Raw genomic sequence first — 22,355 nt, 5'->3', positions numbered from 1 at the left:
GGGTAGAGATATCCTGATTCTTGAAAGAAGATCGGCTATCAAGAAAGCCACTTATGAAAAAAGAAGACTATATAATGTCGGATAATTAAGCATAAAATTTGCGACATTTATTGACTAACTGAACGATACTCTGGAAACATCTCCGAAATTATATCGTAGTTCATTTTAATCACCCTTAATTTTCATACCCTGGAGCGTGAGGTTTTAACCGAATATGAGGAAGCACCTATATTTGACTATTTTTATCTGGTCTATTTTTACATTTGTAATTGATTTACTAAGTCTGTCTAAAGCCTCTAAATTCTGAATTTTTATTTCTGTACAGGTCATCACAGACTTTCATCATACTCGTTTTTTGATTATCAATATACTTATCTATAAGCTTTTTATTGGCCCAGTTCAACTTATCATAAACTTCTTCATCTGAATATTTTGTAAAATTTATACTCAATAGATCTGAATTAGTATGTTTATTTTCATAAAAGTCCTCAATATCTTTTAAGTATCCTTTTTCAATAGCATACTCAAATAGCGGAGTACCAGGATAAGGTGTTACTGGTCTAATCGTTCTTAACTGTGCATGGTCATCATACTTAAACAAGAACTCAACTGCTTCATCTATCGCTTCAAGTGGTTCATTTATATTCCCATATATTATATTAAAACCTGGACTTATGCCTACTTTTAACGTATTCTCTATTCCTCTCGTAATAACTTCTTTTGTCAGTGCCTTATTCATAACTTTCAGTGTATCATTATCTAAAGACTCTATTCCATAGTTTATAAACACACATCCAGCCTTCTTCATTAAGCGTAGTATTTCTTCGTCTGCGTAGTTTAGTCGTCCATTGCACTCCCACTTTACTTCAACATTATGTTCAATAAAAGCTTCACACAATTCCCTTGTACGCTCTTTTGAGCTCATTAAAAGCTCATCTGAAAATATTATATATGAAATAGCATATCTTTCTTTCAATATATTTATCTCGTCTATTATGCTTTTAGCACTTCTTGGTCTAAAACCCTTGTCCATTCTATAGCAAAAGTTACATTCAAAGGTGCATCCTCTACCCGAAAGTACAGGGAAACTTCTCTCTTTATTTTCTATACCTGGCATTCTTAGGAGCGAGTAATGATCTATATTAAATAAATCCCATGCCGGATAGTCTATTTCATCTATGTTTTTAACTAACTCTCTAGGATTAGTTTTTATGTAATTCCCATTTTTCATAAAAGCTATACCATCTACAGCTCTAAAGTCTAGGCCTTTTTGAATTGTATTTAACAATTCCACAATTGTAATTTCACCTTCTCCAATTCCAACAAAGTCCGCTGAAGTCTTTCTTAAGAAGTATTCTGGATCAGCTGCCGGGCCATGTCCTCCTATCAAATATTTAAAGTTTTCTCTATTGACAGACTTATTTATAGCCTCTGAAAGGCTTATTAGTTTTCTATACTGATAGTAGCCTCCTATAACGCTTACTATGACAATATCATACTGATCTCTATCTAGCTTTTCTGTCAAGTGACTATCTGGATAGTGGTATATGTCTTGTTGGTATATTTCAACATCATGTCCTGCGTTTAAGCATGCTTTAGCAAGGTATGCTAAGCCTTGGGGAAACCAAGTTAGAAATGAATCATTATCATATGCAACCATTAGTACTTTCATATTTTTCTCCTTGTTTAATCGAATTTTTAAAAAAATCACAATTTCTAGTCCAAACTAAACGTATATTTATCTTAAAGCCTTGCAAACTTTTTCAATTTCCTCACTTTTTAAATCCACAGAACTCGGAAGACACAGTCCCTTTCCTTTCAACTCTTCAGTAATTTCCATGCTCCCTCGTTTATACTTTTTATAAAGTTCCATCTCATGTAGAGGATGAAAGAATGGCCTTGTCTCTATTCCACATTCTTTCATTTTTTGTATCAATTCATCTCTGCTTGTACCAAATTGATCTTCTATTAAAATAGCATATAGCCAATTTACGTTGAAAGATCCATCCTTTTGGATTGGTAGTGTTATCCCAGTTACTTCTTTTAAGCGTTCGTTATAACATTCTGCATTATATTCTTTAGCCTCTATATACTCCTCTATCTTCTCTAACTGGGCGCACCCCATAGCTGCAAGTATATTTGGCATTCTAAAATTATATCCTATGTCTAAGTGTACCATATCTCCATTCGGCTCTATCGTCTTTGCTTGATTTGATAGATACTTAGCTCTTTCTCCCAAATCTTTGTTATCCGTTACTAGCATACCTCCTGCTCCAGTGGTTATAAGCTTATTTCCATTAAAGCTGAAACAACCAAAGTCCCCTATGGTTCCTGTATGTTTTCCTTTATAAGTCGATCCCAGGCTTTCAGTCGCATCTTCTATAACGAAAAGGTTATGCTTTTTTGCTATTTCGTTTACTCTGTCCATATCTACAGGATGACCGTATATGTGTACAGGAATTATTGCCTTGGTTCTATCTGTTATAAGCTCTTCTATTTTTTCAGCGTTCATTACATACGTGTCTCTATCTACGTCTACAAATACAGGCTCTGCCCCTACATATATAATCGGATTGACTGAGGCCACAAATGTCATAGATGGTACTATTACTTCATCACCTTTTCCTATTCCTAAGGTTAAAAGCGCTAGCTGTAATGCTGATGTTCCGTTCATAGTAACTATTGCTGACTTCGAATTTACGTATTCTTTAAATTGCTCTTCAAACTTATTTACATAGGATCCAACTGAAGATATCCAATTTGTATCTAGACAATTCTTAATATACTTCCATTCATTCCCTGACACTTTAGGTATACACAACGGTATCATATATTCACTTCCCAACCTTTAAAGATTATATATATCCGACTTAAAGTAATTTAAATTTTCGCCTATCCATTCTATCGTCTCTTTAAGCCCTTGGTCAAGAGTATAGCTTGGCTTCCATCCTGTCAGCTCTTTTATTCTTGAGTTATCTGCCAAAAGTCTGTTTACTTCGCTTTTTTCTGGCCTTATTCTTTGCTCGTCATATACTATCTCGACTTCTTTTTCACTTATCTTTATTATTTTCTCTACCAAATCTCCAATACTTATTTCTTTATTAGACCCTGCGTTTACAACTTGTCCTATCGTTTTGTCGCTTTCTGCCACTTTTATAAACGCTTCTGCTGTATCCTTCACATAGTTAAAATCTCTAGTTGGTGTCAAACTTCCCAACTCTATTTTCTTTTTTCCCGATAATATTTGACTAATAACTGTAGGTATCACTGCCCTTGCTGACTGTCTTGGTCCATAAGTGTTAAATGGCCTAATCGTAGCTACTGGAGTGTCAAAGCTTTTATAGAAACTCTCTGCCATCTTGTCTGCTCCTATCTTAGAAGATGAGTATGGCGACTGCCCTTGCATAGGATGCTTTTCATCTATCGGAACATAAAGTGCTGTACCATATGTTTCAGATGTCGAGGTATGAACTATCTTCCCTACATCATAATCTCTACAAGCCTCTAGCACATTAGTTGTCCCTTCGATATTCGTTCTCACGTATGCCATCGGCGACAAGTATGAGTATGGTATAGCTATAAGCGCTGCTAGATGAAATACTACATCTTGACCTTTAACAACTCTCTTTACTCCATCGTATTCTCTTATATCACCTGTAACCACTTTCACTTCTTTTCTGATTCTATCTTCGACTGTATCCAGCCAGCCCCATGTATTAAATGAATTATACTGTGCTAGTGCTGTAACTTCTGATCCTAGACTAACTAGCTTTTCTACTAAGTGACTCCCTATAAATCCATCAGCACCTGTTACAAGTATTTTCTTTTTTTTCAAGTCCACCAAATCACCTTTTCTATTTATATTTGATTATTCTAGCTGGGTTTCCCACTACTACACAGTTATCTGGGACATCTTCTATAACTACTGATCCAGCTCCAACAATAACACTCGCTCCTATTTTTACTCCTTGTATTATACTGGCGTTTATTCCTATAAAGCTATCTCTTCCTATTTCCACTCCACCTGCAACTACACTTCCAGGGCTTATCTGAACATTATTGCCTATTACAGATTCGTGCTCTAATATAGCACCTGTATTTACTACACAGTTGCACCCAACTATAGCATCTGGGTTAACTACAGCTCTATTCATGATACATGTACCTTTCCCTATTTTAGCATACGGAGATACATAAGCAGAACTATGTATCAGTATGGGTAACTTAAAGCCCATTACCTTAAGATTTTCATAAATTACACTTCTGATTTTAGTGTTTTCTATGGCCCCTATACATACAAACGCATTATTTACTCCGCCATTATATATACCCTTTAAAGCTGTGTCATCTCCTATAATTGGAATATCTAAAACCTCTTCTGAGTTTCTATTATCTGTTATTCCAACTATTTTAAAATCATTTCTACTTTTGATTATATCTATTATGACTTTTGAATGCCCGCCGCCACCTACTAATACGATTTTCTCCATAGACTCTGTCCTTTTTAAGCTTATATCTAATAGTTTAGTTTCTTATAAAGTAGCTCTTTTTTATTTAAATTTGTTTTTTTTAATATATCTACTATTTGTGTACTCGTACTACCCTCTCCATATATGTTTTTCATGCTATTTAGCTTTGATTTAAAATCAGAGCTAAATATGGCTTTTTCTATTGCCTTTTCTATACTCTCTTTTTTATAGTCCGCATCTATAATATTAGTATTCCTAAGCCGTCCTTTCTGCCTATCTCCTATATTGACTACTGGCACTCTTAGTATAGGTGCTTCTATAATCCCACTCGATGAATTTCCTATTACTACGTCTACATATTTCATCAAGCTAAGGTATCTTTTTTGACCTAGACTATAAAACATATATGCGTTATCATTTTTTTCAACAAATCTATTTAATTTCTTCACTATAATATCACTTCCAAAGTCCACATTTGGATATGTGAATATATAATTTGCATCAAAGCTACTTATCGACTCTAGTAGATTTTCCACCTGTTCCTCTGTATCATTTATTTCCAACGTAACTGGATGATAGGTAATTAAAAATGTTTTTTTATCTAAAGTTATTCCCAAATCGCTTTCCAGCTCACTTTTAGACATGAACTCAAGCCTTTTTATACTTTCTACCCCAGCCTGTCCTACGTTATGTACTCTCCAAGGTTCTTCTCCCATCTTTATTATTCTCTCTTTATAGTACCACGCACCTGGAAAATGAATATGTGCCATCTTAGTTATGGCATGTCTTATCTGCTCATCTAGTGCACCTTCAGTAGATTCTCCGCCATTCATATGTGCTATCGGAATATTCATAATCATAGCGCAAGTAGCGGCTATAAATGTTTCGTATCTATCTCCAAGGATTAACAGAATATCTGGCTTCAGCCTATCAAACGTCTGAGACATTTGGATAAGTTCAAGACCCATTGACTTTACAACTGCACTCTTCTTCCCTGAGCTCACTATCATGTCTATTTCCTCATCTATCTTAAATCCATCACTTTTAATCTGATTTACTGTAAATCCATAGTCTGAAACTAGATGACTTCCCGTAACTACCAGTTGAAGCTCTAAATCCTTGTCTTCGTCTATTCTCTTCATAGTCCAGTAGAGCAGTCCATATTCAGCTCTTGTTCCAGTTACTACTAATATTTTTTTCATTTTCACACCTGCTCTGTATTTTCAAAGTCAATATGCTCATCTTTAGATATATATTTTGAAGCTTTTCTTCCTACTATATTCATGTATAGCTTGGGTGGAAGTCCATCTCCTGGCCTCTTATATGCTAGGTCTCTTTCTGTAAGTATTGTACTTTCATTTATATCCCTTAAGGCTACTATGCTTTTTCTAGCAACTAGTCTTGTATTTTCTTCACTCTTTTCACACTTTTTTATTCCATCTCCAAGAGACATCTCTATATTTCTTATGCTTAATACCATATTTCTAAGTTCTTCTGGATTTAATGACGCTCTATGATCTGGTCCTTCCATTTCTTTGTCTAGGGTAAAGTGCTTTTCTATTATTTCAGCTCCTAAAGCAACTGCCGCTATTGAAACTTCTGTTCCAACTGTGTGGTCTGAGTATCCTATAGGAAGCTTAAAAGCTTCTTTCATAGTTATCATAGCCTTTAAATTCACATTATTATACTCTGTAGGATAGTTGGATGTGCAATGAAGTATACTTATCTTATCATTTTTTTCACTTTTTATAGCATCTATAGCATCTTCTATCTCTCCTAAATTGGCCATCCCCGTTGAAAGTATTATCGGCTTATTTTTTCTAGCTATGAACTTGAGGAGTGGTATATTCGTTAAATCTCCAGAGCTTATTTTGTATATAGGTATATCTATTTTTTCTAAAATTTCTACACTCTCAAAGTCAAAAGGTGTAGATAAAAGCATTATACTTTTTCTGTCGCAGTATTCTTTAAGATAAATGTGATTGTCTAAAGAAAGTTCGAGCTTTTTCAGCAGGTCAAATTGACTTCCCTTTCCAGTAGTCTTTGTTTGATATTCTGCCTTAGGGGCTTCATGCGTTACTAGATTTTCTGCCTTAAAGCTTTGAAACTTTATGGCGTCAGCTCCAGACTTGACTGCGATATCTACAAGTTGCTTCGCGATTTCCAAGTCTCCATTGTGATTTACACCTGCTTCTGCAATTATGAATACTTTGTTTGTATTCATCTTGTCTCCTCCATAAGCATTTCTACAAATTTAAAGTCGAGCATATCATCTATATCTACCGAACTTGCTCTATCCATAATAAAAGCAATAGTTTTATCTAAAAGAAAGTTTCCTTCCTTAAGTATAGTCTTAGTCTTCCCGATATATATAGCTCCATTTAAGCTATACGTCTTAGGAATATCTTGCCTTCTAGTGTATTGATTTTCTTGCACTATAAACTCTTCTAAATATCCGTCCTTTATCTCTTTCATCCAATAAGGGTTTTCTTTACTCTCACATACACTTACTAGAGTATCTTCACCACCACCAACTATTCTCTCTATAGCTTCATCTACTTGCTCAATTCTTCTTAAAGGCGATGTACATTGAAGCAAGCATACATAATCGTAGGCAATACTTTCATTTTCTTTTATCCAGTTAATCACGTGTACAACTGGAGCTATGCCAGGAGTATCATCTTTAGCTAGTTCATTTGGTCTTAAAAACGGTACCTCTGCTCCGTATTCTGTACTTACTTTTCCTATTTCTTCTGAATCTGTAGACACGATTATTCTATCTATATATACACTTCTAAGGCTCTCCTCTATCGTATGTGCTATCAATGGCTTCCCAAGTAAACTCTTTAAGTTCTTATTGGGGATTCCTTTTGACCCTCCTCTAGCTGGAACTATGCACAGTATGCTCTTATCTTTTATCATACTACTTCATCTCCACGTCTATTTTGTCTCTATCTTTTATATCTTCATTTGCTCTCTTGTAATCTTCCATTTTCCCTATGTCCATCCAATACTCTTTAATTTCATAATTTCCTACTCGCAGACCTTTTTCTAGACATATATTTATCAACTCTGTTATTTCAAAATAAGTATCTTCTGGAATATAATCTATAAGTCCAGGATTTAAACAGTATATACCACCGCTCACTGTGAAATCTAACTGTGGCTTTTCTTTAAGTGACTTTATCTCTAAACCATCTTTCTCTATGACGCCATATGGTACACTATACATATAGCTTCTGGTACCTATAGTTATATCAAATCTGTTATTCAGATGAAAATCCATCATATTTTCCATATTCAGATTAGTAAATATATCTCCATTAGTTACAAAGAATGGCTTATCTAGATAGCTTTCAGCAAGCTTTATACCTCCAGCTGTTCCAAGCCTTTTTTCCTCTCTTATATACTTAATTCGTGTTCCATAGGCAGTTCCATCTTGAAAATAGTTTTCTATAATTTCAGATTTATAGTTTACAGAAATCAATATTTTATTAAAACCATATTTTTTGAAGTTATTTACAATATGGTAAAGTATTGGTTCTCCCCCAATTTGAAGCATTGGTTTTGGTATCTCTTTCGTCAGGTATCCTAGCCTAGTTCCCAAGCCTCCAGCCATTATAACTACATAATTTTCTTTTTCTTCATTTATTAGAATATCGTTTATATTTATAAGGTCTACTGCTCTATTTTCTATATCCACAACCGGAATCTGATTTATTGCATGCTTTATAAAAGTATTTTTTATTTCTTCTTTTGTAGCATTATTCTTGACACATACTGGGCTATGATTTGCTATATTCTTTATGGAGTCGCATAGTTTTGCTCCTTTTAATATAGCTCTTCTTATATCCCCATCCGTAAGCGTTCCTATCAGTTTCATATTGTCGTCTGCAACTAAAAGTATCCCTCTCGCACCTTTATCTAATGCTTTTAAAGCACTTTCTATGGTATCCTCTTCTTTTAAAATTATGTTCATAATTTCTCTTTTAATAAAATCACCTCCCTATCTAATCTTAATAATTCTCTTTAATACTCTTCTTTTCAAAGTCATTCAAAGTCCTAAGAAGCGCAATGATGGATGGAGTTCGCATCTAGTGCCTAGCTACAAGGTTTTTGGGTACGCCAAAGAAAAAGTCTTGTTGGTTTCCTTTTTTAGCCTGCAATTCTCCCAATTTCCTTATGGCTTCAAACCTCCCATGTATAACAGGGTCCTATGCCCTAAATTTCTTCGTTCTGACTGTCCATAAGCTGGGTGTCAGCTTAGCTCCTTTTCCGAGTCATTCCTGCTCTAACAGTAATAGTTTCTGCTGACTACCGGCTCTTCTTGTACTTTGAATTCCTGAATGTGACCACCTCAGCGCTATATGTCATGGCTAGCTTAATCATCATGTCATTCAACCTCGAAGTTCTTCTTGCCTTTCCTTTTGCTAATTCACTTATTGACTCACTGAAAACTTTTCTTGAGCAGTCAGAACTTTCACAGCTAAATTTCTTCAACCTTATGTTCAGGGTTAATGCTTTATCTATAATTGATAGATCTTGAAGAGTTCTGTTTAAATATGTTGTATGTTTCGATGTTTCCCCGCCACAGCTTGGACATATCATTGTCTTTCGCTTACTCTCAAAGTTTATCAGCATTTCATTCTTATTAGACTCTATGCTTTTAACTTTCAAGTACTCTGGCGATTGAAATTTTAACCGAATATGAGGAAGAGCCATTTTAGCATCGGTTTTGACAGCTCAGTCAGTGTAAGCAGCGAAGTCTTTGACTTGCCTTTTTTACCAACTACAGTTTTGATATCCCAGTGGCCAAAATTGTTGCGGTCATTAATAGAATCAAACCTTTCTTTTATACTGGTACCCAAGATTTTCTTGTGACACTTGATTCGAGTAGTATTAGTTACACGTCTGAGCTTAATTGAAATATTTATGTTTATTCTTTCTGACATTGGTATATCATTAATATAGTTCACAGTGGGCACCTTCCTGTAAATTATTGTTTTATAGTGATTCAATTATATTAAAATTACTCCACTATGGACTTTTTTATTTAGTTCAATTTCATTTTGCAATTAAGTTATTTATTATTTAAGTCTGAACACTCATATAGTCATAGCAATTTTTACATAATTCTAATTTTTCATACTTTTTTTCACTTAGAATTTCTCTATATTCATTCATTTTTTCAGACAGCCATATTTCCTTTAAGCTATTTTTTTTCAGATCTCCAACTATCATGAGATTATCATAATCACTACAGCAAGCTGTAACCGTGCCATCCCAATTTATAGATAACTTATCAAATACCTCTGGGCAACAATTAAACCTTTTTTTTGAAGAACTTTGTTTTCTTTTAAGTTCGATGAGTCTAGCTTTATCAGAATCATTAAGATTAACTTTTTCTATATTTATCTTATCTAAAATAGTTCTCCCTACATTGGTCATATCACAATATTGCTCTATGTCTCCTACAAATTTTTCAACCATCTCTTTACTTTCATAAGTTATAGTCGTAGAAACTTGAATGTATGGATAGTAATTATCTTTTCTTATATCATATAATTTTTTTATATTTTCTATAAGATTATCAAAATAATCTTTATTTCTCATTTCTATATAAGTTTTTCTGTCAACTCCTTGAAATGAAAACTTAATACTATCTAATTTTATATCAATAAGTTTTTTCATTTGTTTTTCTTCAAGCATAGTTCCATTCGTATTTACATGACATATTACACCATTCTCTTTAGCTTTTTTTATATAATTTATATATTCATTATGAATGGTTGGTTCTCCCCACCTTATAAATCTAAGTGGTGTTTTATACAACTTTATTTCATCTAAAATTTTATTAAATATTGCTTCACTCATAAACCCTTGATTTCTATTCATAGATCCAGTTCCTACTGGACACATTAAACATTTATAGTTACAGTGATTAGTGAGCTCTATATCTATATATCTTGGAAATTGAGGTAATTTATTTAACACCTCTCTAGAGTTATTGACATTGCATGTGTCATATATTTTTTTAAAAGGATTTATTCTTTTCAAAATAGCAATCTCCCTCCCTATCTAATCTTAATAATTCTCTCTAATGCTCTTCTTTTCACAGTTATTCAAAGTCCTAAGAAGCGCAATGATGGACGGAGTTCGCATCTAGTGCCTAGCTACAAGGTTTTTGGGTGAACCAAAGAAAACGTCTTGTCGATTTCCTTTTTTCGGTCTGTATCTTCCCCATTTTCCTTATAGCTTCAAATCTCCCATGTCTAACAGGGTCTCCTATACCTTAAATCCCCTCATTCTGACTGTCCATAAGCCGAGAGCTCCTTTTCTGAATCATTCCTGCTCTAACGGTGATAATTTCTGCTGACTACCGGATCTTCTTAAATTTGAATCTTTCTGCTTGACTACCTCAGCGCTAGTTTCAAATGATTGAATGCATTCTAATTTTATGCTAACCCTTTTTATAAAAGGACGACTTCCTTTCAGCATGATTTAGTGTACATACTTACCATTCTACTGAAAGACGTCCCCTTTTTAAGCGCTTTTTATGGAATTTTATGATTAATTAATCCTGATGTACTAATACCTATTATTTTATCGATTTTATAACTCTAGCTGGACACCCTACTGCCACACTATAGTCTTCTATGCTTTTCGTAACTACTGAACCCGCTCCTATAACGCTATGTTTTCCTATTGTTACGCCCGGTAATATTATACAGCCATATCCTATCCAAGCTCCTTCTTTTACTACAATATTATCAAATCTATGTCCTTGTTCACAAATTTTTTTATTTGGATTTCTATATTCGTGATTACTCGTTGTCATATAAACATTTGGTCCTATGAGCACATCTTTTTCTATTAAAACTCTCTTGTTTTCGTTATTTTCTGCATATATACTAGTAAATGGCCTTAATGTTACGTTGTCTCCAATTTCAACATTATCTGTTCCTACAATTGTTACAAATGGCCTTATTTCTACATTTTTCCCCACTTTATTCATCTTTCTGTATAATATTTTTTTTAGTCCTTTAAAGTAGAGCATCCAATGCGTTAATATGATATCTGGGCCAATTCTATTTTTAAAAACTTTCATTTATCTTATTTTCTCCCACTTTAAGTTTTTTCACAGTATTCCTTATATTATCATTTAAAAGTTTCATTAAGAATACTTTATTTTTTATATTCTCTTAGGATTAAAACTAAAGTATTCTATTCTTCATACTTTATATTTAATCTCCTTTTTCCTTTGAATTCTTCAACCATTGCATTTACTAAGTCCAAATATTCTCTTAGTTCAATTGCCCTATTCACTAATATCTTAAATTGCTCTTTAGAATCTTCTGTATTTCCTATATCTTTTGAACTAATACTATATTCTATAATGTCTAGCATTTTCCCAACATATGGTTTTATAGCTTTCCTGTACAAAATATTATTTTTTATATACTTTTCTTTTTTTTTCACTTCTTCTAAAATATCTCTTAAAGTATCTTTTTGTAATTCCTCTGTATTTATATTTCTTAGTCTGTCCACTATGCAGTTATTCATTTCCAATATTTGCTCTAACTCAGTTCCAAATATTGATATTCCATTTCCTATTTTTTTTGCATATTTTATATCACTATTATTTAATCTTATTTTATTCAAGAATTCGTCAATTCTTAAATAATTTTTTTGACTTTCTAAGCTTTCCAAAATATCTTGCATATTTTTTTCAACCGTTCCATCTATGCGTAATCCTCCTTCCGTAGCATTTATGAAAATTTTATCTTTATTATCTCTAATTTTCATTTCAATAGATTTTTTTATATTTAAGAATGGTATAGTAGTATACACCAAGTTTCCATGTATATCTTTTTCCTCAACAAAGTTTGTTCTTTGACCTTCATCAATCTTTATGATTTCTTGTGTCCAAGACCCTTTTGCATATAATCTATTCTCTGAATAACATAAATCCTGTCCAATAAATATAATTTTTTTAAATTTCATTTTGCAAATAATGTCAAGTGTAATATTTGCAACCGAATTTCCTATCTCTATTTCTTTATATTCTATTTTAGATTTATCATATATATACTTGGCCATAAAATCACTTTTTAAAGCTATTTTGAACATCTTACCTTTATAAATTTCAGATATCCCATAAAAAGAAGATTCTGAAAATATCAATGGGCATACTTTAGTATCTATTTCCTTGAATATATTTAATTGCCCTTCACTTCCATCTATGGTTACTCTAAAATGAGGAACTATACCGTTACTATCGAGTATCTTTATTGCACTTCCTACAGCAAATATTACAGATTTATCATAGACCTTTTTAAGCAAGTGCATATTTTTTTCCAATGAAGGGCCTCCCGACACCATTATTGCTGTCTTATTTTGAAATTCTTCTTTAAATTCATCTATAGGAAGCAAGTTGTCTTTTTTAAGATTTCTAAAAGTATTTATTATCCACTTGTATTTAAAGTTCTCTGTAGTCGCATTATTAGTCATTGTATTTCTGATATACTGTACTAAGTATTCTTCAACACTATTAAAATATTTTTCAAATAGTGACTTATACGATAAGTTATAAACTATAGATGTCTTTCTCTTTAAATTTTTTTCAAGCATCTCTATTATTATAGATGTAGAATCCTCAATGCTTTTGTTTATAATAAAGGTAACTGTATCAATATTTTCTAACATATCGTACAAACTTTTCTTCTCTAAAAGCTTTTTAAATATATCTAAGCTTGGTTCTACTACAATAACTTTATTTAAATTTTTATAGTTACGGCTTATATAATCAACATAGTGTCCACACCCAAGTCCAAATAAAATTATGTTTTCTACATCCTCCGGTACGCGCTTAAAGTTCCATTCCATTTCTCTATTAATATTATATATACTGTGTAGAAAACAATTTCTGTCTTCATTCTTCACATAGTAGTTATCCTGATTTTCTACAGGATGTACTTTCACATTAAATATAGGTTCCTCTTTTTTTATAGTATTATAAAGAGACTCACTACTCTGCTTCAAAAAGTTTAAGTTTTCTTTAAAACAACTCATTTTCTCACCTCAGATATGACACTCTTAAGTTCATACTCTATGATATCAGAGTATAGAAGATAGTCTTTATTTTCATATGCATTTTCAAGTTCTAGTAATATATTTAAAATGATATCCAAATACTTACTGTCAACTTCTTTTAATATCAATTGAATATAATCTATCAAATCAACTATATTCTTATTTAGTTCATCAACTTTATATTCAAATATATTTTCATTTATTTTGTTTAAGATACTTGCAACTTCTTCATTCATAGCAGTTCTCCCTTTTAACCTTATATGTCTTATAATTATAGTATCGGCAAAGTTGCTCTATATATTAACGACAATAAAAAAATATCCAAAGTCAAAACTTTGGATATTTTTATTAAAATCATATTTAACTATCTTAGAAGTTGTAGTACTCCTTGAGGTGCTTGGTTTGCTTGCGGACCACCAGTTGGCTTTCACCATCTGCCAGACTATATCTTCAACCAGTTTCCTGGCTGTCGGGCACTTCGGACCACCCCAGTCCTACAGGATTCATAGCCGTACAGTTTATCTGCCTTAGGCCGTATTCCCTAGTCGTTGAACCTTCTCCAACCTTTCAGTATAGGAGCTTGGCTGCTGATTATCCATTGTATTATCCCTCTTCTTTTCAACCTTTCACACTTATCTTTTCAGATTATGTTGTAGGGAAGTGGGCTTTAGGAAGTTCCAGCAATTCACCCGATTATCCACTAAAGATTACTCTCTATGGGACCCTTAAATTCACTTACCTTAAGAGTTGAAGCACTCCCTGCGGTGCAGAATTCGCTTGAGCCATCATTGCTTGAGACGCTTGCTGAAGGATGTTTTGCTTAGTTAAGTTCATCATCTCTTTAGCCATATCTACGTCTCTGATTCTAGATTCAGAAGCCTGAAGATTCTCAGCTGATGTATCTAGGTTCTTTATGGAATGCTCTAGTCTGTTTTGGAATGCTCCAAGCTGTGATCTCTGAGCTGATACTCTTTCTATAGCAGTGTTAACCGATGTTACTGCAGCTGTAGCCTTTTGATATGTGCTTACATCAACCGCTGCTGTCCCATTTCTAACTCCTAGCGAACTAGCTCTCATATCTTCTATTCCAACTAGCATACTCTGTCCAGAGTTTGCTCCTATTTGGAATGCAAGTGCTTTAGTTGCATCTGTTTTAGCCGCTTGCATTTTAGTTACTTTAATAGTTATGCTGTCTCCAACCTTCATACCACTCATATTGTTTAAAGCTAATCCACTCGCCGTTCCTATTCCCTTTATACCAATTACACCGCCATTTCCAGAGCCCGTTAATGACATTCCATTAGGATCTCCTATGGTAAAGTCTCCCATAAGAGTAGCTGCTGTTGCACCTGCTGTAGATCTAGTACGAGTTATTACTATAGTTCCCTCTTCACTTATGTTATTTAGTGATGTTGCTGAAAGTGCGTTAGCAGTAACATTAGCCGCTGTATTCAAGTCTAGCGTCGCTGCCCCATTTATCTTATCCTTAAGTCCTACTTTGTCTCCATTAAGTAGTTTCTGTGTATTGAACTCAGTTGTGTTACCGATTCTGTCTATCTCATCAGCCAACTGGTTCATCTCTTTTTGTATTTCAGTTCTATCTACTGATACATTTGTATCATTTGCTGACTGAACTGCAAGCTCTCTCATTCTCTGAAGTATCGCTTGAGTCTCATTTAGAGCACCCTCTGCTGTTTGTATCATAGAGATACCATCTTGAGCATTTTTAGATGCCATATTAAGACCTCTTATCTGCCCTCTCATTTTCTCCGAGATTGCAAGCCCTGCTGCGTCATCTCCTGCTCTGTTGATTCTTTGTCCTGAAGATAGCTTCTCCATTGACTTTGACTGGTTTGTTCCTGTTATACCCATCTGTCTGTGAGTATTCATTGCTAACATGTTGTTATTAATTCTCATTTTAGTTTCCTCCCTGAATTTTGTTTTTTATAGTAAGCATCCTTGCTTACTTGATATTATTATCGGAACGAGATGTCCCGGCTTTAGCATTTTTTCTTATTTTTTCAATATATTTTTAAGCAAGTTTATATCTACCTCTGAGTTAACCGAAGACTTATTTGACTCTATTATCTCTTGGTAGACTTCACCCCTGTGTATCTCTATGTCTTTTGGGGCCGATATACCCAGCTTCACCTTGCCGTCTGTTATTCCAAGAATTTCAACTTCAATATTCCCGTCTATAACTATCTTTTCGTTTAGCTTCCGAGTGAGTACCAGCATTACTTTGTCTCTCCGCTATAGATTCTATGCCTTACGCTATATCTGCTGTCGTCAAGCACTATCTGCTTTCCAAGCTTTGATTTCGAATTTATGACTATAGGCGCTGAAAGATTTACTGTCATATCTTCCAATTTCCCCGGTATTTTCACTATAGATAGTACAGCAAGATCCTTTTCGGACTGTATCTCAAGCAATTTTATTGTGGATTCCTTAAGTTCAAAGTCATAGTCATTTATTATCAGAAATGGGTTTACTACATAGAAGCCAATCGACTCCTCCTCTACTGACTGAAGCTTATGAAACGGATTTTCCTCGTCTTCGTTAATCACCAGCACATAGTCTCTGTAATCTTCAAACCCCGGTATCCCCTCTTTGAACGTTATTATCTTATCTTCCATCGTATTCCCCCTAGGCGCTTGTGTCTATATTGTACGATATATTTATATCCGGATACTGCTGCATATAAACTTCCACTTTTCCGGCAGTATAATTGCCTTCTACTTTTCTTGGGGTATATTCAGCATTTACAGTACCCAGCTCAAAGTCTATATCATATCCTCCAACGACTTCTGTCTTCGGCCTGGTCGTCCCTATTAATTTTATATCTAAGCTTCCCTGTGGCTGCTGTGAGTTCTGCATAGCAAGTTCCGGCACTGCGGCGGGGACTCTTATTCTTATATCCTTAAGCCTGTTTCCATCACTAACAATCCTTCCTATCGCCTGATATGCACTTTGTTTGCCCAGGCTAGCCCCTTCTTCCAGTATTTCAAGTGAAGTTCTTATTCCATATTCGTAATTGGTCTGGCTCTTCTCTATCTGTATATTAGGAAAACTTCCATTTATCCTAAGCTGGGGCTTTGTAGTGGTTATGCTCTGCTCACCCTTTGGGCTATGCAGCTCAAGTTTTGCGTTAGTCGTCTGTATTCCTATTCTTCCTGGTGTGCTCGTTATACTAAGCATAGTATCACCTCTTCTCTATCGTATAAACCTTCCCTTAAGCTCAATATACTTTTAATAAAGTTATCAAAGCGACAAGCATAATGGAGATTCTTTGAAAGTATCGAACAAGCAAAAATGCGCTTTAGTCCGGTGTTTGAGCTATAGCGAGTTCCGGACTCTGCATTTGAGCGGTTCGTAATAATTTCTAGAATCGTAATTCGCTGTGGAGCTTATAACTTTACTAAAATCTCACTACCTTAAAAAGTCCACTAATGTAGGCTGTATAGTCTTTCCACCCATAGCAAGTGAAGCATTGTAGACTGCCTCCGCCATCTTAAACTTCATTATTATCTCTGCTTCATCTACATCCTCATTTTCCGAAAGCACTGTAGTAAAATTAAGTTCTTCCGACGAAAGTCTTTTGCTCGTCATTTCAAGGCGGTTTGTCTTAGCTCCTACTTCGGCTCTAAGGGTTAGGGCATTTTCCTTAAGCTCGTCTATATTTCCTATAAGACTCGATATCTTGGTTTGATCAAATTTATTTTCTATCCCATTTCCACCAACACTACCATCTCCCCCATCTAATCCCATGGCTGATATCAAGTGGTCGAATACATTTATAAAATGGCTCTTTTCATTCTTTGCAACATCTAGTTTAGTTGCTTCCCCAGTCGGTAAAACATCTTTAGTATTTGGGGCTGTGTCATCTACAACTCCAAAAAGCCTTGATCCTAACATATTTATCTCCATACTCTCCGCAACGCCAACATTATAGACTGAAACTTCATTTATCAAAGCTCCTGAAGCATCTTTTCCCAAGTTTATATCATAAGTCCCATCATCATTCAAAAGTTTTTTATCCGTCTGGAAGCCTGTAAATATGCTTCTACCTGCATGTGTTGTATTTGCTAGCTTTATAAGTTGATCTTTAAGCTGCTTTATCTCCTCTGCTGCTTTTTGAGTATCGCTTTCTGTCTTAGTGCCATTCGCCATATCTACAGCTAGCTCTCTGGCTCTGTGCAGTATTTCTCCTACTTCATGAAGTGCATCTTCGGTACTGTGAAGCCATGATTGCGCATCTCTCAGGTTTCTCTCGTATTGGTTAACTCTAGACACGTCTGTATATAGTTTAAGGCTTTTTGCCATAGCCACCGGAGCATCTGACGGCCTGTCGAAAAGCTTTCCTGAAGCTGCCTGCTCGTTCAGCCTACTCATTCTTTTCATATTAAGCTGAAGATTGTTTAGCAAATTCTTACTCATCATTCCGTTAGTTATTCTCATATTTTACACCTACCTTCCCACTATTCCAAGGTTGTTTATAGTCTTTTGGAATATCTCATCAAATACCGTTATCATCCTGGCAGAAGCAGAATACAGCTGCTGAAATCTTACAACGTTATTCATTTCTTCATTGAGGTCCACGCCTGAAATCGAAAGCCTCTGGTTTTCTATATTGTCCATTATAGCACTCTGGTTCTTGTCCATTCTGTCCGAATACTGCGAATCCGTTCCAAGCGTAGATATTATTGATGTAAGAAAGTCCTCTGGTGTTCCGGAATAGGCTGGAACAGGCGGTGTACCTGTCCCTTTTTCAAAAAACGTTTTATCATCCCTTAAGTCTATAATCTCTTTTACAAGTTTATTATCTTCTGGAAGTCCTGTTTCACTTGTCATTATATAATCTAAGCTAGATAAAACCTCTCCTGAAAGCTTTATATTTCCAGCTTTTAGTTCACTATAATTTGTGAAGTTTCCAGACTCTACCCCATCTTTTGTAAATAGCTTTATATCTGTTACGGCTGGAGTTACTTTGTTATTTACTCCGGCCTCGAATACCTCATTTACCTTCTTTGCAAATCCTCTTGCAAACTCGTCCAGTCTTTCCACATAGTATGGCACTCCCTTGAAAGAAGACACAGATGCTCCATCTCCATCTCTGGCTTCTATAAGTCCTTTAAGCTCTCCTGAATGGAGATTTACTTTGTCTCCGTCTTCCCACTCAAGCTGATACATAAACTGTTTTTCGTCTATTTTGCTTTTTTCAGTCCTCGGTGGATACTTAAACTGCTTAGTGTAGTCATGGTCCACCATCGTAGTGCCACCGACTTTTACAGTAAACTTATTGTTGTCTTCTGACGTGTCTATATCCACTATCTTGGATAGCTTATCCACAAGAAGGTCTCTCTGGTCTCTAAGGTCATTTGCATGCCTTCCGTCTATCTCCATCCTGAATATCTGCCCGTTTATATTGGCTATCTGAGTTGTAATGTCGTTTACTTCCTTTATCTTTGCTCCAACCTCTATATTCAGTCCTGCCTGTTTTCTGTTAAAGCTCTGGGCCGTCTCGTTAAGCCTTACAGCAAGCGCCTCGGCTTTCTGCCTAAAGCTCATCTTGTATGAGTTATCGCTTGGGTTTGTGGACAGGTCTTCTAGTGAGCTGAAGAACTCGTCTATCGACACGTTTATCCCGTGCTCTCTAGTTCCCTTGAGTATCCCTTCTAGCTCTGTAAGTGCCTGTCTCTTGACCTGCCACTCTCCAGCTGGGGAGTTCTCTTTTCTGTATTTAAAGTCTACATATGCGTCTCGCACACGCTTTATATCGTATATATTGTTCCCTGTGCCCATATATCCCACACCTGGAAGCCTTAGAGCCGTATTGGACCTTTCATAAGTGGCCTGCTTTGAGTATCCTTCACGTTCTGCGCTGGCCACATTGTGGTTTGCCACATGTATCTTCTTCTGGCTGCCCATAAGCCCTGAAACGGCTGTGTTAAATCCTAACCAAGACATCTATTCCACCCCTTCTATGCTCCTATTTTGTTCACTATTACATCCAGCATCTCGTCTATAGCGTTTATAAATCTGCTGTTGGCAGAGTATGCATGTTGAAACTTAAGCATCTCTGTCATTTCCTCGTCTAGCGACACCGCGGACATTGAAGCCCTACTGTTTTCGCACTGTGCTATTACGTCTGCATGGAATTCACCCATATTTATGGCTTCTCTTCCAGCCGCACCAAGGTCCAGTATCATATCTCTGTAGTACTGCTCCATTGTAAGAGTTCTAGTCATGGCATTATATTCGGGAGTCCCTGGCTTTAACTTTGCATCTGTAGTGCTTCCATAAAGCATTCCATCCCGCAAAGCAGCTATCTTTTCTGCTATCTTTCCATCACCAAGATACCCTTCAGTTTGCCCTGCTGCTATATCGTCAAGACTTGTAAATGCCAGTTTTATATTCCTTGCTGTTATATCTTTTATATCTTTAGAGCCATTTTCAGCCTCAAAGAAGTAGTTACCACTATCTCCATTTATATCATATCCTTTTTTATGCTCCTCATTTATCGCCCCTGCTATAGTCCTCACCAATTCATCTAGATGCGCTTTCATTGTAGGTATCGCTTCTTTATAGTAGTTAGTGCCTAGTGGCTTGTCTCCTATACCTCTGGCCTCAAGTATGGCCGCCAATTCTCCACCGTTCAGGTCTTTCCCTACTTTCATAGGATCTTTCTCGCCTTTCATAAATACGTCGACCATTCCATTTGCGCCGGTCTCAGTACTGTCCTTATACTCGAACTCTCTGAAACTGTCCTCAAGCACTATGTTTATTCCGTTTAGGGCCACGTTTACGTTGCCTTTCTCGTCTTCGTAATGGCTTACGTTTAACAGCTGTGAAAGTCTGTCCACCATCTGGTTCCTGGCGTCCCTTAAGTCGTTTGGCACTTCTTTTCCCTGCTGGGCTGCAACTATCTGCTTGTTTAAATCAGCTATGTCTTTAGTAAGCTGGTTTGTCTCGTCTACTAGATCCCTGACCTCTATATTCAAATTTATCTGAAGGTTGTCCAGCTGCTTGTACATATGATTTACAGTCGTCACAAAGGCGTTGGCCCTCTCCTTCAGCACTCCCCTTACAGTCATATTGTCCGGCTCTTTTGCGACCTCGTTCCAAGCTGTCCAGAAGTCATCCAGTATCTTTCCAAGCCCGCCTTCCACTTCGTCGTCTATTACACCTTTTTCATTCATTATGGTCTCTATCTGCGAAAGCACCTTCTGCCTTCCTCTCCAGTAGGCTTCGCTTGAGTACTCTCTCCTAAGTTTCGTATCCAGAAACTCGTCTCTTATCTGCCTTATCTGCTGTGTCTCTGAGCCTCTTGGAGAGAATCCGTACCCCATGTATACTGGGCGCGACTCAGCGTTTATGGCCTGCTGCCTTGTATATGCAGGGTTGTCTGCATTCGATATATTGTGCGAGACCGTTTCAAGCCCCCTTCTGCTAACTGATAATCCTGAAATGCCTAGTCCAAGGCTTCCAAATAGTCCTGACATAAATTCGCCCCCTTACGCTTTGAAATCGAATAGATTTTTCTTGCTTGTGCTCTGTGCGTCATCTGCCTTTTGGCTGTACCCTCCGCCGACGGTGGCCGACGTCATGATGTTCAAGCTGAAGTCTATGTATTCAAGAGAGTCTTTTATAAGCGTCTCGTTCAGGCTGTTGACCCTCTTCAGCTCCTCTATTGTCTCTACAAAATCCGACTTTATCTCGGAAAACTCCGCTCTGCCCTCTTCTGTAAAATACTGCGACATAGTAGAGAGGTCCAGCCTTTCGTTTACTCCTAAACTGTCGGCAAGACCTCTTGCTATATGCTCTCTTTCACCTTCTATGCTGTTTATCTCTTCCACCTTGGCTCTCTCGTCTAGAGTCAGAAGCTCAAGCTCCGTGACCTTGCTCTCTTTTAGAATCTCTGTCTTCCTTTTTGCAAGCTCTAGTATCTCTCTGTAGGCCTCCAGCTCTCTGTTCATTGTTTCCTTTAGTTTAATTTCCAATTCTCTCATAGTTTTTCTCCTAGTAGATTCCCTTCGACATTTTGTACATCTTCTCGGCTATGGCTTTCGAGTCTACACTGTAAGTCCCGGATTCGATGCTGGCCTTTATGGCAGCCACTTTGTCTTCTCTTACGTCCGGTACATTTTTAAGCTCTGCCATTGCAATTTGGTGAAACTTAGCGCTAGATGAAAGCTGAAGTTCATCTCTTTTAGCTGTTTTTGGGGACTCCTGAACAGATTTGCCGTAGCTGTTTCCAGCGTAGACTTCCATCATTCTCCCAACTCCATTTATATTCAAAAAAAACACCCCCTATGCGCCATGATCTTCTAAAAGAAATATCGGCAAACACGGGGGGTTCCTTTAAGTTTTTCTATTTTTTATGCCTGTCGGCTACAAACAGCCTATCCCCTGTTTTTTTAGGAGTCTCTTTAGGCTTGTTGGCTTCTGTCATAGACTGTGCTATGTTTTTAAACTCGCTCTTCAGCTCGTTTACGCATCTGTCGCAGTACCTTCCGCTTCTTATAGGCGTTCCACATCTCTCGCAGTCTAGAATCATATTCTCGCTGTCTGCGGATATCTCTATCTTCTCTTCCCTCAGAAACTTGAGTATCTTGCTGTGTTCTACTCCAGTCTCCTCTGAGACTTTCTTTATTGTAGCCCCAGGGTTGTCGTATAGATAGTCTTTTACAAGCTTCAGCTCCGCCGAGTCGTCATTTCTGCATTTAGGGCATAGGTCTATGCCGTCATATCCATACATTCTGTCACATTTTCTGCAATTTCTAAGATCCATTT

General features: G+C 36.2%; 23 protein-coding genes. All 23 read right to left on the bottom strand.

Annotated elements, in window-relative coordinates; genetic code table 11:
- Positions 1–277: 277 nt before the first annotated feature.
- The 23 genes from EUAN_RS08565 to EUAN_RS08455 all read right to left on the bottom strand — a co-directional run bounded on the left by EUAN_RS08565 (position 278) and on the right by EUAN_RS08455 (position 22,353).
- A complete protein-coding gene (locus EUAN_RS08565) occupies positions 278–1,672 on the bottom strand; it encodes a B12-binding domain-containing radical SAM protein (protein WP_071063695.1) in 1,395 nt (464 codons plus the stop codon).
- Between the two features lie 66 nt (positions 1,673–1,738).
- Complete coding sequence (locus EUAN_RS08560) at positions 1,739–2,830, bottom strand: LegC family aminotransferase (protein WP_071063693.1); 1,092 nt, start codon at positions 2,828–2,830, stop codon at positions 1,739–1,741.
- A gap of 18 nt (positions 2,831–2,848) precedes the next feature.
- Positions 2,849–3,841 (bottom strand): NAD-dependent 4,6-dehydratase LegB, encoded by a 993-nt coding sequence (locus EUAN_RS08555; protein WP_071063691.1) that lies wholly within the window; start codon positions 3,839–3,841, stop codon positions 2,849–2,851.
- Between the two features lie 13 nt (positions 3,842–3,854).
- Positions 3,855–4,490 carry an acetyltransferase gene (locus EUAN_RS08550; protein ID WP_071063689.1) on the bottom strand — a complete coding sequence of 212 codons (636 nt, stop codon included), beginning with the start codon at positions 4,488–4,490 and terminating at the stop codon, positions 3,855–3,857.
- Positions 4,491–4,516: 26 nt separating this feature from the next.
- Positions 4,517–5,671 (bottom strand): UDP-N-acetylglucosamine 2-epimerase, encoded by a 1,155-nt coding sequence (gene neuC / locus EUAN_RS08545; protein WP_071063687.1) that lies wholly within the window; start codon positions 5,669–5,671, stop codon positions 4,517–4,519.
- Positions 5,672–5,673: 2 nt separating this feature from the next.
- Entirely contained in the window at positions 5,674–6,693 is a 1,020-nt protein-coding gene (gene neuB, locus EUAN_RS08540; RefSeq protein ID WP_071063685.1) for an N-acetylneuraminate synthase, read from the bottom strand.
- Positions 6,690–7,391, bottom strand: a complete 702-nt coding sequence (locus tag EUAN_RS08535) for an acylneuraminate cytidylyltransferase family protein (RefSeq protein ID WP_071063683.1) — start codon at positions 7,389–7,391, stop codon at positions 6,690–6,692. Before EUAN_RS08535 ends, neuB begins: the two co-directional genes overlap by 4 nt.
- Position 7,392: 1 nt before the next feature.
- Positions 7,393–8,448, bottom strand: a complete 1,056-nt coding sequence (locus tag EUAN_RS08530; RefSeq protein WP_071063681.1) for a nucleotidyltransferase family protein — start codon at positions 8,446–8,448, stop codon at positions 7,393–7,395.
- Positions 8,449–8,783: 335 nt separating this feature from the next.
- Positions 8,784–9,110 carry a transposase family protein gene (locus EUAN_RS12690; protein ID WP_211266331.1) on the bottom strand — a complete coding sequence of 109 codons (327 nt, stop codon included), beginning with the start codon at positions 9,108–9,110 and terminating at the stop codon, positions 8,784–8,786.
- Positions 9,111–9,560: 450 nt separating this feature from the next.
- Complete coding sequence (locus tag EUAN_RS08520; protein WP_071063677.1) at positions 9,561–10,526, bottom strand: radical SAM/SPASM domain-containing protein; 966 nt, start codon at positions 10,524–10,526, stop codon at positions 9,561–9,563.
- A 541-nt stretch (positions 10,527–11,067) separates the two neighbouring features.
- On the bottom strand, positions 11,068–11,577 hold the full coding sequence (locus tag EUAN_RS08515; RefSeq protein WP_071063675.1) for an acyltransferase: 510 nt from the start codon (positions 11,575–11,577) through the stop codon (positions 11,068–11,070).
- Between the two features lie 116 nt (positions 11,578–11,693).
- A complete protein-coding gene (locus EUAN_RS08510) occupies positions 11,694–13,511 on the bottom strand; it encodes a motility associated factor glycosyltransferase family protein (RefSeq protein WP_169817368.1) in 1,818 nt (605 codons plus the stop codon).
- 26 nt (positions 13,512–13,537) lie between these two features.
- Positions 13,538–13,798 (bottom strand): hypothetical protein, encoded by a 261-nt coding sequence (locus tag EUAN_RS08505; protein WP_071063671.1) that lies wholly within the window; start codon positions 13,796–13,798, stop codon positions 13,538–13,540.
- A 499-nt stretch (positions 13,799–14,297) separates the two neighbouring features.
- On the bottom strand, positions 14,298–15,479 hold the full coding sequence (locus EUAN_RS12950) for a flagellin N-terminal helical domain-containing protein (RefSeq protein ID WP_071063669.1): 1,182 nt from the start codon (positions 15,477–15,479) through the stop codon (positions 14,298–14,300).
- A gap of 96 nt (positions 15,480–15,575) precedes the next feature.
- On the bottom strand, positions 15,576–15,800 hold the full coding sequence (csrA, locus tag EUAN_RS08495) for a carbon storage regulator CsrA (RefSeq protein ID WP_071063667.1): 225 nt from the start codon (positions 15,798–15,800) through the stop codon (positions 15,576–15,578).
- A complete protein-coding gene (gene fliW / locus EUAN_RS08490) occupies positions 15,800–16,198 on the bottom strand; it encodes a flagellar assembly protein FliW (protein ID WP_071063665.1) in 399 nt (132 codons plus the stop codon). The genes csrA and fliW overlap by 1 nt, the downstream gene beginning before the upstream one ends.
- Before the next feature lie 10 nt (positions 16,199–16,208).
- Positions 16,209–16,760 carry a DUF6470 family protein gene (locus EUAN_RS08485; protein WP_071063663.1) on the bottom strand — a complete coding sequence of 184 codons (552 nt, stop codon included), beginning with the start codon at positions 16,758–16,760 and terminating at the stop codon, positions 16,209–16,211.
- Between the two features lie 231 nt (positions 16,761–16,991).
- Positions 16,992–18,020 carry a flagellar hook-associated protein FlgL gene (gene flgL / locus EUAN_RS08480; protein ID WP_071063661.1) on the bottom strand — a complete coding sequence of 343 codons (1,029 nt, stop codon included), beginning with the start codon at positions 18,018–18,020 and terminating at the stop codon, positions 16,992–16,994.
- A 9-nt stretch (positions 18,021–18,029) separates the two neighbouring features.
- Positions 18,030–19,529 (bottom strand): flagellar hook-associated protein FlgK, encoded by a 1,500-nt coding sequence (gene flgK, locus EUAN_RS08475; RefSeq protein WP_071063658.1) that lies wholly within the window; start codon positions 19,527–19,529, stop codon positions 18,030–18,032.
- A gap of 14 nt (positions 19,530–19,543) precedes the next feature.
- On the bottom strand, positions 19,544–21,064 hold the full coding sequence (gene flgK, locus EUAN_RS08470; RefSeq protein ID WP_071063657.1) for a flagellar hook-associated protein FlgK: 1,521 nt from the start codon (positions 21,062–21,064) through the stop codon (positions 19,544–19,546).
- A 12-nt stretch (positions 21,065–21,076) separates the two neighbouring features.
- Entirely contained in the window at positions 21,077–21,571 is a 495-nt protein-coding gene (locus EUAN_RS08465; protein WP_071063656.1) for a flagellar protein FlgN, read from the bottom strand.
- A gap of 10 nt (positions 21,572–21,581) precedes the next feature.
- Positions 21,582–21,860: a flagellar biosynthesis anti-sigma factor FlgM gene (gene flgM, locus EUAN_RS08460; RefSeq protein WP_084655848.1), complete on the bottom strand. Its 279-nt coding sequence runs from the start codon at positions 21,858–21,860 to the stop codon at positions 21,582–21,584.
- Between the two features lie 73 nt (positions 21,861–21,933).
- Entirely contained in the window at positions 21,934–22,353 is a 420-nt protein-coding gene (locus tag EUAN_RS08455; protein ID WP_071063654.1) for a TIGR03826 family flagellar region protein, read from the bottom strand.
- Positions 22,354–22,355: the final 2 nt, after the last annotated feature.

The sequence above is a fragment of the Andreesenia angusta genome, assembly GCF_001855385.1.
Lineage (GTDB): Bacteria > Bacillota > Clostridia > Tissierellales > Gottschalkiaceae > Andreesenia > Andreesenia angusta.
Note: the sequence above shows the minus strand (reverse complement) of the source record. Positions and strands in the feature narration are given on the sequence as shown.

What these genes read in the sequence shown, in the direction of transcription:
- EUAN_RS08455 (WP_071063654.1), bottom strand. Translation starts at nt 22,353, where the DNA reads ATGGATCTTAGAAATTGCAGAAAATGTGACAGAATGTATGGATATGAC.
- EUAN_RS08565 (WP_071063695.1), bottom strand. Translation starts at nt 1,672, where the DNA reads ATGAAAGTACTAATGGTTGCATATGATAATGATTCATTTCTAACTTGG.
- neuB (WP_071063685.1), bottom strand. Translation starts at nt 6,693, where the DNA reads ATGAATACAAACAAAGTATTCATAATTGCAGAAGCAGGTGTAAATCAC.
- EUAN_RS08465 (WP_071063656.1), bottom strand. Translation starts at nt 21,571, where the DNA reads ATGAGAGAATTGGAAATTAAACTAAAGGAAACAATGAACAGAGAGCTG.
- flgK (WP_071063657.1), bottom strand. Translation starts at nt 21,064, where the DNA reads ATGTCAGGACTATTTGGAAGCCTTGGACTAGGCATTTCAGGATTATCA.
- EUAN_RS08530 (WP_071063681.1), bottom strand. Translation starts at nt 8,448, where the DNA reads ATGAACATAATTTTAAAAGAAGAGGATACCATAGAAAGTGCTTTAAAA.
- EUAN_RS12690 (WP_211266331.1), bottom strand. Translation starts at nt 9,110, where the DNA reads ATGCTGATAAACTTTGAGAGTAAGCGAAAGACAATGATATGTCCAAGC.
- EUAN_RS08550 (WP_071063689.1), bottom strand. Translation starts at nt 4,490, where the DNA reads ATGGAGAAAATCGTATTAGTAGGTGGCGGCGGGCATTCAAAAGTCATA.
- flgK (WP_071063658.1), bottom strand. Translation starts at nt 19,529, where the DNA reads ATGTCTTGGTTAGGATTTAACACAGCCGTTTCAGGGCTTATGGGCAGC.
- fliW (WP_071063665.1), bottom strand. Translation starts at nt 16,198, where the DNA reads ATGGAAGATAAGATAATAACGTTCAAAGAGGGGATACCGGGGTTTGAA.
- flgL (WP_071063661.1), bottom strand. Translation starts at nt 18,020, where the DNA reads ATGAGAATAACTAACGGAATGATGAGTAAGAATTTGCTAAACAATCTT.
- EUAN_RS08485 (WP_071063663.1), bottom strand. Translation starts at nt 16,760, where the DNA reads ATGCTTAGTATAACGAGCACACCAGGAAGAATAGGAATACAGACGACT.
- EUAN_RS08515 (WP_071063675.1), bottom strand. Translation starts at nt 11,577, where the DNA reads ATGAAAGTTTTTAAAAATAGAATTGGCCCAGATATCATATTAACGCAT.
- neuC (WP_071063687.1), bottom strand. Translation starts at nt 5,671, where the DNA reads ATGAAAAAAATATTAGTAGTAACTGGAACAAGAGCTGAATATGGACTG.
- csrA (WP_071063667.1), bottom strand. Translation starts at nt 15,800, where the DNA reads ATGCTGGTACTCACTCGGAAGCTAAACGAAAAGATAGTTATAGACGGG.
- EUAN_RS08535 (WP_071063683.1), bottom strand. Translation starts at nt 7,391, where the DNA reads ATGATAAAAGATAAGAGCATACTGTGCATAGTTCCAGCTAGAGGAGGG.
- EUAN_RS08560 (WP_071063693.1), bottom strand. Translation starts at nt 2,830, where the DNA reads ATGATACCGTTGTGTATACCTAAAGTGTCAGGGAATGAATGGAAGTAT.
- EUAN_RS08505 (WP_071063671.1), bottom strand. Translation starts at nt 13,798, where the DNA reads ATGAATGAAGAAGTTGCAAGTATCTTAAACAAAATAAATGAAAATATA.
- EUAN_RS12950 (WP_071063669.1), bottom strand. Translation starts at nt 15,479, where the DNA reads ATGAGAATTAATAACAACATGTTAGCAATGAATACTCACAGACAGATG.